General features: G+C 47.7%; 11 protein-coding genes. 4 read left to right on the forward strand and 7 right to left on the reverse strand.

Features of this window, described 5'->3' with window-relative positions; all coding sequences use genetic code 11:
* Nucleotides 1–24 precede the first annotated feature (24 nt).
* The 6 genes from DW947_RS08880 to DW947_RS08905 are packed head-to-tail and all read right to left on the reverse strand — an operon-like array spanning nt 25 to nt 8209.
* On the reverse strand, nt 25–2163 hold the full coding sequence (locus tag DW947_RS08880; RefSeq protein ID WP_117963399.1) for a S46 family peptidase: 2139 nt from the start codon (nt 2161–2163) through the stop codon (nt 25–27).
* 16 nt (nt 2164–2179) lie between these two features.
* Nucleotides 2180–3541, reverse strand: a complete 1362-nt coding sequence (locus tag DW947_RS08885; protein ID WP_005833899.1) for a TIGR00341 family protein — start codon at nt 3539–3541, stop codon at nt 2180–2182.
* Between the two features lie 35 nt (nt 3542–3576).
* Entirely contained in the window at nt 3577–5022 is a 1446-nt protein-coding gene (locus DW947_RS08890) for a lipopolysaccharide biosynthesis protein (RefSeq protein WP_005833900.1), read from the reverse strand.
* 42 nt (nt 5023–5064) lie between these two features.
* A complete protein-coding gene (gene ruvB / locus DW947_RS08895) occupies nt 5065–6102 on the reverse strand; it encodes a Holliday junction branch migration DNA helicase RuvB (RefSeq protein ID WP_087332910.1) in 1038 nt (345 codons plus the stop codon).
* A gap of 51 nt (nt 6103–6153) precedes the next feature.
* Nucleotides 6154–6822 carry a DUF4276 family protein gene (locus tag DW947_RS08900; RefSeq protein WP_016272130.1) on the reverse strand — a complete coding sequence of 223 codons (669 nt, stop codon included), beginning with the start codon at nt 6820–6822 and terminating at the stop codon, nt 6154–6156.
* Nucleotide 6823: 1 nt separating this feature from the next.
* Nucleotides 6824–8209, reverse strand: coding sequence for an AAA family ATPase (locus DW947_RS08905; protein ID WP_016272131.1), 1386 nt, complete (start codon nt 8207–8209; stop codon nt 6824–6826).
* Between the two features lie 299 nt (nt 8210–8508).
* On the opposite strand from DW947_RS08905, the gene DW947_RS08910 reads away from it, so the two are divergent.
* Nucleotides 8509–8943 carry a DUF6078 family protein gene (locus tag DW947_RS08910; RefSeq protein WP_005833904.1) on the forward strand — a complete coding sequence of 145 codons (435 nt, stop codon included), beginning with the start codon at nt 8509–8511 and terminating at the stop codon, nt 8941–8943.
* A gap of 178 nt (nt 8944–9121) precedes the next feature.
* On the opposite strand, the gene DW947_RS08915 is transcribed toward DW947_RS08910, so the two are convergent.
* The gene (locus tag DW947_RS08915) at nt 9122–9889 is read right to left on the reverse strand and encodes a DNA alkylation repair protein (protein ID WP_117963401.1); all 768 of its coding nucleotides are present in this window, start codon (nt 9887–9889) and stop codon (nt 9122–9124) included.
* A 131-nt stretch (nt 9890–10020) separates the two neighbouring features.
* Between DW947_RS08915 and DW947_RS08920 the strand changes: the two genes are divergently transcribed.
* From DW947_RS08920 to ybeY, 3 genes are all read left to right on the forward strand, one after another.
* Nucleotides 10021–11025: a M28 family metallopeptidase gene (locus tag DW947_RS08920; protein WP_057087335.1), complete on the forward strand. Its 1005-nt coding sequence runs from the start codon at nt 10021–10023 to the stop codon at nt 11023–11025.
* Between the two features lie 24 nt (nt 11026–11049).
* Nucleotides 11050–12282: a nucleoside recognition domain-containing protein gene (locus tag DW947_RS08925; RefSeq protein WP_008662144.1), complete on the forward strand. Its 1233-nt coding sequence runs from the start codon at nt 11050–11052 to the stop codon at nt 12280–12282.
* A gap of 67 nt (nt 12283–12349) precedes the next feature.
* Nucleotides 12350–12763: an rRNA maturation RNase YbeY gene (gene ybeY, locus DW947_RS08930; RefSeq protein WP_005826129.1), complete on the forward strand. Its 414-nt coding sequence runs from the start codon at nt 12350–12352 to the stop codon at nt 12761–12763.
* The last annotated feature ends 37 nt before the right edge of the window (nt 12764–12800 follow it).

Below are 12800 nucleotides of genomic sequence, written 5' to 3' on the forward strand. Positions count from 1 at the left end.
AAAAGTATAGGCAGGGGGCACACGTTAAGGATTGGCAAGCTTCAGTTCCTGAATCAGATTTCCTGCCTTCCCATACTTCTCAATCATAAACAGTATGTAGCGTACATCTACCCCGATGGTGCGCTGCATCTTCGGCTCATAAAGGATGTCGCTGCTCATGGCTTCCCAGTTCCCATCGAAGGCAAGCCCCAGAAGTTCTCCTTTGGCATTGAACATGGCACTGCCGGAATTGCCTCCCGTAATGTCATTATTGGAGATAAAGCAGACATTCATTTCTCCCTTCTCATCGGCATATCTACCGAAATCACCGGAGGAAAGAAGGGATAGCAACTCAGGCTGCATTTCAAAATCCACATCGCCTGCATGGGCTCTGACTTTCTCCAGAATACCTTTCGCGGTGGTATAATAATCATATTCCGCTCCGTCGAAGGGGGCATAACCGCAGACAGTGCCAAAACTCAAACGCATGGTGGAGTTGGCGTCGGGATAGAAGTTACGGGATGCGTACATACGTCGCACGGCAGAGTTGAACAAACGTTCATTCCGCTCGATTTCACCGGAAGCCTGCTGTACCTGCATATTCATCTCGAATAGCTTCGTGATGAGGTCGATGCCCAAGTTGATGGCAGGGTCATTATATATCTGATAGGTGGTGTCCTGCTCCAGAAAACGCTTCAATCCACGGGGGGTGGTCAGCTCCGAGCGGGCATAAAGACTATCCACATAGGTACGCTCGTTACCTCCGTATTCTGTCGCAATCGTCTGGTAGAGCTCGGGCAGATAGGTGGAATCCACTTGGGAGCGGTATTCTTTCAACAGTGCTGTAAACACTTCCTTGTCAATGCCCAAGTCCAGATTGGCATATTTCTCAACGATAGCTTTCAGATTGGCAACCACCGTTTTCTCTTCCCCCTCAAAGTCGAAGTTGAGGATGGACAAAGCAAGCTGCACCAGTTCCGGACCGTTCAGGAAAGATTCGGCAAAGTAAGCTCTGGCACGATAAGCATCACGGCGGCTCTTGTAGTTCAGCTCCAGGTCGGAAAAAAGATGCAGCAGATGTTCCCGCTCCTCCGGTGTCTGCTGTATCCAGCGACGGAGTTCGGTCTCCATGGCACGCTTCTTGTCCAGCACATGCAGTTTCTTGATGGTGCGGTTCACTCCTATGCTGTTCTTCCAATAATTGGAACTTTCGTCGTATTTGGAAGCGTACTTGATGCGGATGCTGTCACGGCTATCCATTTCACGCTTCCAGATGGCCTGCTTCACACCACGGACATCTATCTGAGCCTGGTTGGTGGTGGTCATCATCTCTTCGATGCCAAAAGAGGAAAGATAGCGTTCCGTACTGCCCGGATAGCCCATCGTCATACAGAAGGAACCCTCACGATAGCCGTCCAGGGATATCGGAGCCACGTATTCGGGATGGTAGGGAACATTGTCGGGAGAGTAGTCGGCAGGACGGTTGTCTTTGCCGGCATAGATACGGAATACGGCGAAGTCGCCCGTATGGCGTGGCCATACCCAGTTGTCAGTGTCCCAGCCGAACTTGCCCACTGAAGAAGGGGGTGCAAATACCAGACGCACATCATTGTAGTCGCGATAAACGGAAAGCCAGAATTCATTGCCTCCATAGTAAGCATCCACAATGCCTATCAGCGTGGAGTCTTTACGAGAAACCTCTTCGCCAATGACCAGCATCACCGAATCTACTACACTTGTACGCTCAGATTCGTTCATATCCGGTTTTACTGCTCCAAGTACCCGACGGGTCACGTCTTGCTGGTGCAAGAGGAAGCGGACGTAAAGTTCCGGATTAGGCAGTTCTTCACTAAGATTACGTGCCACAAAGCCGTCTTTCAGATAGTCGTGCTCCACAGACGAGTGTTGCTGTATGCTGCTGAAGCCGCAGTGATGATTGGTAAACACCAGCCCGTCCCCGGACACCACCACTCCGGAACAAAAGCCTCCGAAGCTGACTACCGCATCCTTCAGAGACGGGCGTTTCGTATTGTATAGCTTGTTGACAGACATCTGCAAGCCCAACTCTTTCATGGTCTGGCGTGTCTGCTTGTTCAGATTTCCCAGCATCCACATCCCTTCATCCGCTTGTCCCGGCAGAGAAAAAAGGAAGCAGACAGCTATCAGTATAAATCTTATTTTCATTCCGTCAATTCTTGTATTATTCAGTAATCAGCCTCAATTGCTTGGCACCCGTACGCGCCTTGAGCCACTCCGCAATCTTTTCCTTCTCGTGCGCACCCGGATGCTTGCCGAATTTCAAGACGGCAAGGGTCACAGTATCCACCCGTACAGAATCTACCGCCAGTTCAATCGCATGAGATATTGATACGGTCTTTACCGACGGGTAGAGCACTTTCAGTTCTGGGATAATCTTCTTGCCCAATTCATCGAAGGTTTTGTATCTTTCCAAATTCTGCTCCAGTGTGGCAATCTTCTGTTTCTGTTCCACCAGACGCTGCTCACTGTTCTTGTAGAAGTCTTCCATCACCATGGCACGGATGGAAGAAATATCCACCGCTTCATTGTTCATACCTTGGAGGACTATCAGCTTGGTATTGTCCAGCTTATAGTCTTTCATCTTGCTGCGGGCAATGGCGATGGAAGCTTCGGGCACCTCCTGCCCAATCAGCACGACACGTATTTCGTGGCCCTTGCCCTCGTGATGGATTTTCTTGTCCAGCACCTGCGTATTCTCAAAGGAGAGCTGCTCGTTGACAAAACGGTTGGCAGCACTCTCAAAGAAGGTATCCTGGACGATACCTACCGTCAGATAGACAGCGGGACACATGGTCAGGATAGCAATCAGGACAATATATTTACGTACTTTCTTCTCCCGGTTCTTATCCACAAACTCCTTGCGCTGGAAGTGCATCACGCGCACGCCCAGGAAAGTGGCAAGACTGATAAACACGGAATTGATGAAATAAAGATAGAATGCACCGAGGAAATAAATCAAGTTACCCGTTGCCAGCCCGTAGCCTGCCGTACAGAGAGGCGGCATCAAAGCCGTGGCAATGGCAACACCCGGAATCACATTTCCTTTCTCTTTGGTAGAGAGCGCCGTCACACCTGCCAAGCCACCCATCAAGGCGATGAATACGTCATAAATGGTGGGTGACGTACGTGCCAGCAATTCCGACTGCCCCTCGGCAACGGGACTCACCAGAAAGAAAATGGTAGCAGTGGTCACACTGAACAAGGTAGTTATCAAGAAGCTCTTCAAAGACCGCTTCATCAATTCAAAATCATTCAACCCCACAGAAAGCCCCACGCCCATGATAGGCCCCATCAGCGGCGAGATGAGCATGGCACCGATAATCACGGCTGTGGAGTTTACATTCAATCCCAACGAGGCCATGAATATGGCGAATATCAGAATCCAAAGATTGGCTCCTTTGAATTCCACTCCCTTACGGATGGAATCTACAGTTTCCAGTTCATTGTCCTTGTCTTTACGCAAATCAAGATAGTCTTTCAGAAAAGTCTTGATAGCGAAGGTATTTCTGTTGTCAGAATCCATGATATTTACAATTTGACGATTTACTATTCAGTAGTTTATTTCTTTATCAACCAGCTGATGACGGGTATGCTGCCGAGAGGCATATCACGCCGCACGATATAGGCCACAAAGACCAGCAACAAAACGGTACGGTACACCATACGCAGGTAGATATTTTCTATCGGGACATATTCGGCAGCCAGATAGAGTACTGCCGCAAGCAGCACATAACTACCGATAGCCTTCAGGTCATACTGAATGGGATACTTCTTCTGCCCTACGAAATAGGACAGAAGCATGGCGATACCATAGCCACAGAATCCTGCCCAGGCACAAGCCATATAACTGTATCGGGGAATCAGAAGTATGTTCATCACTACCAGCACCGCGCAACCTATCAGGGAGAAGTAGGCTCCCCAACGCGTTTCGTCAATCAGCTTGTACCAGAAGGAAAGATTGAAATAGATACCCATAAAGATTTCGGCAGCCATCACGATAGGCACTACCCGCAATCCCGGCCAGTAATCAGGGCCGATGATATAGCGCAAAATATCCAGATAGAACATGACAGCCAGGAATGCCAGCAGTGTAAAGATGATGAAAAACTTCATGGCCTGCGCATATACCTGCTTATTGTCTTTGTCCCGGCTCTTTCCGAAGACAAAAGGCTCGTATGCATAGCGGAAAGCTTGTGTAAGCATCGCCATCACCATAGCAATTTTGCTGGCAGCTCCATAAATGCCCAACTGCACAGTAGCTTCCGCCTCATCCGGATAGACAAAAGGAAAAATAATCTTATCGGCCACCTGATTCAAGATACCCGCCAAGCCAAGTACCAGTAACGGCAGACTGTAAGCAAGCATCCGCTTCAACAGTTTTTTATCCAGCACATAAGCAAACCCGCGTAACTCCGGAATCATGCAAAGCATAATGGTAGAGGTGCATATCAGATTGAAAAGGAAGGCATAGCCCACGTCATCCCCTTTCATCCCTACATAATAGACCAGATTCAGTGCTATATTCAGGAAGATGAACAGCAGTTTGAGTGCCGCAAACTTAATGGGACGCTTCTTGTAGCGCAAATAAGCGAAAGGAATGCTTTGAATAGCATCCATCGCCACCACAATCATCATCATGCCCACGTACCAGGGATGCTCACTGTACTCCATCCATCCGGCAATAGGGTCGAGAAACAGCAGCCCCAATGCAAGGAAAGTAAGCGCCCCCATACTCACACTGAGTAATGTCGTGGAGTACACACGCATCGGGTCATCCTCCCCTTTATTGGCAAAGCGGAAGAAACCGGTTTCCATGCCGCACGTCAATAATACCAGCATGAGGGCCACCCACGCATATACATTCGTCACTACGCCATAGCCGCCACTCTGTGCGGACATCGCCATGGTATATACGGGCACCAGCAGGTAATTGAGGAAACGCCCCACAATACTGCTCAGCCCATAAATGGCAGTTTCTTTTGCCAATGATTTTAATCCGGCCACTTCTTTTTAATGATTAATGGTTAGTGATTAATGATTAATGAATCACTCGTCGCCAAACAAGGTACGCTGGCTACTATAGAAACTCCGCCCCAAATGCTTGTAGGCAAGCTCCGTCACTTCACGCCCACGGGGGGTACGTTTCAGGAAACCCTCTTTTATCAAGAACGGTTCATAGACTTCCTCTATCGTGCCGGCATCTTCGCCCAAAGCGGTGGCAATGGTGGTCAGTCCCACCGGGCCGCCTTTGAACTTGTCAATGATGGTGCAGAGTATCTTATTATCTATCTCATCCAGACCGTATTTGTCGATATTCAGGGCTTCGAGGGCAAACTGTGCGATTTCCGTATCGATACTCCCCGAACCTTTCACCTGGGCAAAATCGCGTACACGGCGCAGCAATGCATTGGCAATACGCGGTGTGCCACGGCTGCGGCTCGCAATCTCGGCGGCAGCCCTTACGGAGCAAGGCACATCGAGGATGCCGGACGAACGACGGATAATGCCGCTCAACACATCATCATCGTAATATTCCAGATGCAGGTTGATACCGAAACGGGCACGCAACGGAGCTGTCAACAGACCGCTACGCGTGGTAGCTCCCACCAGCGTGAAAGGATTCAAATCAATCTGTATGCTTCGGGCAGAAGGGCCTTTGTCTATCATGATGTCTATGCGGTAGTCCTCCATGGCTGAGTACAGATATTCCTCCACTACGGGGCTCAACCGGTGTATTTCGTCGATGAAAAGTACATCATTGGGCTCCAGGCTGGTAAGCACTCCCGCCAAATCCCCCGGCTTGTCGAGTACCGGACCGGAAGTTATCTTGAAACCTACGCCCAGTTCGTTGGCTATGATATTGCTGAGTGTTGTTTTTCCCAATCCGGGAGGGCCGTGAAGCAGCACATGGTCTAGCGCCTCGCCACGCAGGCGGGCAGCTTTCACAAATATGCGCAGATTGTCCACCACCTTGTCCTGCCCGCTGAAATCCTCAAAATTCAACGGACGGAGAGCATTCTCGAAATCACGTTCTCGGCTGGTGACGGGCTGCTGGTTGCGTATATCAAAATCTTCTTGTTCCATACTATCTATCATGTTCCAAACACTGCTTTATTTCCTATTGATTTTTCCACATTACCGTAACAATCCCAACTGTCTGTAGGCTTCTCTGACCTCATCCACAAATTGCCTATATGAAGGAAGCAGATGCAACTTTTCCAATTCCAACCTCGCACCAATGGAAGCATATAGTTCACTAATATCCAAATCCTTCCTATGCCTACGTGTCGTAGTCCGATTAGATTTACCTATGGCTTGTATAATGGTAGCCTTAGGATCAAGATAAAGTTCCGGCATACGATTTATACCCAATTCTTCATCCGACATCCTTGTACCCATTTCCTCTTTTAATAGTTCTTTGTCAGCAAGCATCCATGCTTCTACCATCCTCACTGGAACAATAGGAATCAGACTCTTGCAAATCTCCCCTTTCTTATCAGACAAGAACTCTTTGGCCGGATTTATCTTTTCAGCATAGGCTCTTTTAGTATCCTTACTATCAGCATCTGTATGGACACAAAGTATATCCATACCCATCTCTTCCATTCCTCGACGTGAAGCTTTCTCTACATATTCATTAAAACTAAGTCGCACTTTTTCCACAGTCAAGCATTTCACGTATGGTTCTAAATCATTCTCGCATTCAAAAGCCACATCAATAAAAGTCCTTTCCACCACACTCTGCAAGAAACGTACATCCGTAGGGCCTTCCGTGATTAATCCAATAAATAATTGTCTAGCCATATTACCACTCCTTTAGGGTATTTTCTAAGTACTCCTTAATCATTTGCAAAGAAAGCTTTCGTTCTTGCTCAGAGAAATTGATAGTCAATTGCCCTTCTTTAGGAACTTGTATAATTTTCGAAACATCGAGTTTCACCTTATTGCCCGATGGCAAAGAAAGCACTCTTGATTTCATCTCCGCAAAATGGATGGAAACATTCAAATCATCTTCCCATTTCTGAATTTCACCGACAAAAACGGTAGAATGCGTATTCACAATCACTTGTCTTAAAGGTAGATCATGGTCTTCAAAGTTAGTGGTCAAATCCTTCAATAATTTCGCCATTGATTTTATCCTAAATGGGTGAATGCCATTCTCCGGTTCTTCAAAACAAAGCAAACCGGAGTATTTCATATCGTGTTGCAGGATGCAAAGCGTAAGCAATCGCAACGTACCCTCGGACAACACGCGGGAAGAGTATTTCTTTCCGTCCACATTCTTCAGATAAATGATATACTGCTTGTTTTCTGTATCATCTTCTACAAAGACCTGGGTATAGTTGGGAATAAAACTATTTAATTCACGAGATATCTCTACCAATGAATATTTATCTTCCTGCTGAATCCTAAATAATGCTGCAGCCAGGTTTTTCCCAGAAACACCAATGACATCTTCTCCCGTCCTCTTACTTGTGGGTTGACGTAAATCCTCCGGGTTCAACTGTAAGAAACGCCAACTGATCATTTCCTGCTTCACGGCCAGAATATGGCGGAAATCAACAGAATCAATGCTGCTCAATACCGTACGCGTAGCATTTCTCAGGGGAAAACTTCGCTTGTTACCTCCACCACCATCTTGAGGAACAAATACCGTAGGCAATTCATTTTGCTCTTGTGTATAGATATAAGGTTGACCACGTTTCCCTGTAATTACTTTAGGTCTCCAAAATTCTATTTGTTCTTTAGGCAAAAGTTTTATCCATTTGTCTTCTTGATGTTTCAATGTAGCCAAATGTTCATAAACAACTTCTAAATCATCAATACCACTGGAGTTTACAAAGCGATGTATTTTTAGTTCATAACGCAACCTCGTATATTTCAATCTTGCAGTAGCTCCCCAAGCATCAGTCACTTCACGATTTACCAGCACTTCCACACAAAACTCCATTTCATCGGCATAAGCATGTTCATCATACTGAGTGAATAGTTCAAACAAATCACCTCTTTGCCCTTCTCTGAATGCTGTATGTATTTTGTCCACTTCAGCCAAGCGTGACAACAGATTCAATGCATCAAACAAGTTACTCTTCCCAGCAGCATTTGTTCCTGCAACAATGGTCAAAGGGGTAAACTCCATTTCAAAATTATGAAATGACTTAAAACCATTTATTTTAAGATAAGTAATCATAGGGATATTCCTTTTGTTTCCTGCAAAATAACGAATTTATTTTGAGATAGCACTCATCCCCTTTCTTTTTTCACATAAGTAAAAGGCGTATGACATACCTGGTACGCTCCATACAACGGAATATTATGCTGCCCGGAGGCAAATTACAGAAAAAACGATAGAAGTAGCAAGATATATACTTGAAATATATTTGCAGGCTCACACTTTCTTCCTACATTTGTGCAGAATAACCAGCCATTTACTGACAGCAAGCCGAATCTCCCCCCTGCTGAAAGCACAATGCATAGAACACGCTACTTATGAAAGAAGAAATATCCTTTACCCAAGTCCCCTTCGACTACCCCTTATGCCTCAACGGGCAATGCCCCAAGGCTGCCACCTGCCTCCGCCAGCTCGCCATGCAGAGCATGCCTACCGAAAAGGATTACTGGAAAATCATCAGCCCCAAACGCCTTGCCACCGTCAAAGGGGAATGCCCCTTCTACCGCTCCAGTCAGAAGGCGCGTTACGCCAAAGGCTTCATGAACATGCTGAACAGCCTACCCTACAACAAGCGGGGAATCGCCATCGCCAACCTGATAGCCGGCTTCGGCCAACGCACCTACTACCGCGCCCGCAAAGGCGAACGCCTGCTGCTCCCCGAAGAGCAACAATCCGTACTGAACGTCTTCAGACATCTGGATGCCGGCATGGCTACAGAATTTGATAGTTACGCAGAAGGCTACCTTTGGTAACGCACTGACCATCAGAGACTAATTTTGCCAACTCTTTGCCTCACCTTTGGCAAAACTTTGCCATGCCTATGGCAAAAGTTTGCCAACGCGGTGGCAAAGTCTTGCCAATAAGGTGGCAAAAACTTGTCAACTTGTTGGCAAGAAGAGCAAAATACAGTTTAACGATTTTCATTCCCCATCAGCGCTTCATAAACTCCTTGCGCTCCTCCTCCGGAAACTTCTCTATGGCATAGCGCAACATCGTTCGCGGCATCGTCCTGCAATACTTCTCCAAGAATTGTACCAGCAAGTCCTTGTCCCGCTTACCCATCTCCCGGAGCATCCATCCTACCGCCTTTTGCATCAAGTCATGCTTATGATGGAGCAGCCGTTCCGAAAGGGCTAATATATCGATGAAATCACTATTTTTGATAAGAGTATAGGTAGATACCACAGCAATGCGCTGGTCCCAAAGCAGCGGACTATCCGCCAGCCGGTAGAGGTCTTTACGAAGTTTGTCTTTCAAATATTCGCCCACAATGCCGGGGGCAGACAAATCGACCAAATCCCAATTATTGATACGGCCCGTTTGCGAAAGGTAAAAGTCATAAATCTCCTTTTTCCCCTTTTCATCGCTCTTTTTGAATCGCTCCACCAACATCAGCAAGGCACAAAGGCGACACTCGTGCCATTCACTCTGAAGCAAGGTTGCCATTACCCCAAAAGGTTCGTGCTTGTGCTGCTTTGCCACCTGCCGGGTGTTGGGTACCACCACTCCCAGAAACTTATCCCCCTCGCCATACTGCCCCTTTCCGGTCTTGAAGAAACGGGGAAGATACTCCCTTTTCACCGGGTCGATATACGCCTCCAATTCCTGCTGAATCTGTACCGAGATGCACGCCACTTCTTCTGCCGAAAGCACACGTTCGCACAAGACGGTTTCCACTGCTTCATTCTTCTTTTTCATCCTTCTCTCATTTGATTTACACGGATTTGAATTCATCCACCAACGGACAAAAATACGACATTTATATCGGAACTATGGAAAGTTATCTTTAATTTTGCAACCGGTATGTCCAATCCTTAAAACCGTACGACATGTATAAAGCTGTTTTGGGAGCAATCTGCTGCCTTTCTTTCGCACTATCCTTACATGCACAATCTCCACAAGAAAAGGGATTGCAAAGCATCAGCCGCACTTCGGCCGAGGCTATTGTCGGTTTTCTTGCCGACGATGAGCTGCAAGGACGCGAAGCAGGCATGCACGGTTCACGACTGGCTGCCCGCTATCTGGCATCCTGCCTGAAAGAAGCCGGCATTGCCCCGCTGGAAAAGGACAATTATTATCAACCCTTCGAGGCATACAACAAGGAGCGCCAGCAACGGGGACGGTGGCAAGTGCATCCCGACTCCATCGCCATCCTCGAACAAGGCGTCCACCGCATCCTGCAGATGAGTAATGTATTGGGAACCATCCCGGGAGAACGACCGGATGAATATGTCATCGTAGGTGCCCACTTCGACCATCTGGGTGTGGACGAGACGCTGGCAAACGACCGGATATACAACGGTGCAGACGACAATGCCTCCGGTGTCTCTGCCGTCCTGCAGATAGCCCGTGCATTTCTTGCCACCGGACAGAAGCCTCTGCGCACGGTCATCTTTGCCTTTTGGGATGGGGAAGAAAAGGGATTGCTCGGCTCAAAATACTTTGTACAAAGCTGTCCTTTCATCAGCCAGGTGAAAGGTTATCTCAATTTCGACATGATAGGCCGTAACAATAAGCCCGAGCAGCCTCAACACGTTGTCTACTTCTACACCGCCGCCCACCCCGTATTCGGCGACTGGCTGAAGCAGGACATTGCACGCTACAGCTTGCGCCTGCAACCGGACTACCGCGCCTGGGACCGCCCCACGGGAGGAAGTGACAATGCTTCTTTTGCCCTGTGCAACATCCCCATCATCTGGTACCACACAGACGGACATCCCGATTATCACCAGCCTTCGGACCACACCGATCGGCTGAACTGGGAGAAAATGATAGAAATAACCAAAGCAGCTTTCCTCAACGCCTGGAATCTTGCCAACGAAAACAAATATTAATCCATTAGAACAAAGTAACGATACATGGTTTTAAATTACATCTGGGTAGCATTCTTCGTCATCGCATTCATCGTGGCCCTCTGCAAACTCATCTTTATGGGTGATGTGGAGATATTCACAGAACTCGTCAACTCCACCTTCTCCTCTTCCAAAACAGCTTTTGAAATATCCCTGGGACTGACAGGAATACTCGCCCTCTGGCTCGGCGTGATGAAAATAGGCGAAAACAGCGGCATGATCAATGCCCTCTCCCGTTGGCTGAGTCCGGTATTCTGCCGTCTCTTTCCCGAAATACCGAAAGGACATCCTGCCATGGGCTCCATTTTCATGAATCTCTCTGCCAACATGCTGGGGCTGGACAATGCCGCTACTCCAATGGGGCTGAAAGCCATGAAGGAACTTCAGGAACTAAACCCGAAAAAGGACACCGCCACCAATCCGATGGTCATGTTCCTTGTCCTCAACACCTCGGGACTGATACTTATCCCCGTCAGCATCATGATGTATCGCTCGCAGATGGGTGCCGCCCAACCCACGGACATCTTTATCCCCACACTGATAACGACTGCCATCTCGACCATTGTCGGTGTCATTGCCGTCAGCATTGCACAACGCATCAACCTGCTGAACAAGCCCATACTTATCCTGATTGGCTGCATCAGTCTTTTCTTTGCCGCACTCATTTATCTGTTCACACAGATTAGCCGTGATGAAATGGGTGTATATTCCACTTTAATTGCCAACATACTGCTGTTCTCCATCATCCTGCTGTTCATCCTCTGGGGGCTATGGAAGAAAATCAATGTATACGATGCCTTTATAGAAGGAGCCAAAGAAGGCTTTACCACTGCCATACGCATTATCCCTTATCTGGTTGCTTTTCTCGTTGGAATCGCCGTTTTCCGCACTTCCGGCGCCATGGATATACTGGTGAACGGTATCGGTTATGTAGTAGGACTATTCGGTGTAGATACCAGCTTTGTAGGTGCCCTACCCACTGCCCTGATGAAGTCACTGAGCGGCAGCGGTGCCAACGGACTGATGATTGACACCATGAAACAGTATGGCGCCGATTCATTTGTAGGACGCATGAGTTGCGTGGCACGTGGCGCTTCGGACACCACATTCTATATTCTTGCTGTGTATTTCGGCAGCGTAGGTATCACCAAAACGAGGAATGCCGTGACGTGTGGGCTGATTGCCGATTTTTCCGGCATCATTGCAGCCATCATCATCAGTTACTTATTCTTCTTTTAAAAGAACTAGCTTAATCGCAAGAACGTAATTTCAATCGTACATCGTAAATCATTAAATCGTAAATAAAATGATTAGTTATCAGACAGACGGCGTGGAAATGCCTTCCATCAAGAAGCGTGAAACCACGGAATGGATAAAATCCGTAGCCGCCACTTACGGAAAAAGAGTCGGTGAAATCGCCTACATCTTCTGCTCGGACGAGAAGATACTCGAAGTGAACCGCCAATATCTGCAACACGATTATTACACAGATATCATCACTTTCGACTACTGTGAAGGCAACCGCCTTAGCGGTGACCTCTTCATCAGCCTCGATACCGTACGCACCAATGCGGAACAGTTCGCCGATAACAACTACGAACGTGAACTGTACCGGGTCATCATCCACGGCATCCTCCACCTTTGCGGCATCAATGACAAAGGGCCGGGAGAACGGGAGATTATGGAGGAGGCGGAGAATAAGGCGCTGGCGATGCGGTAATTCCAAAGAATAAAAACTCTGTCTTGATAAAGTGCAG

The organism is Bacteroides sp. AM44-19 (assembly GCF_003603395.1).
In the GTDB taxonomy this organism is placed as follows: domain Bacteria; phylum Bacteroidota; class Bacteroidia; order Bacteroidales; family Bacteroidaceae; genus Bacteroides; species Bacteroides uniformis.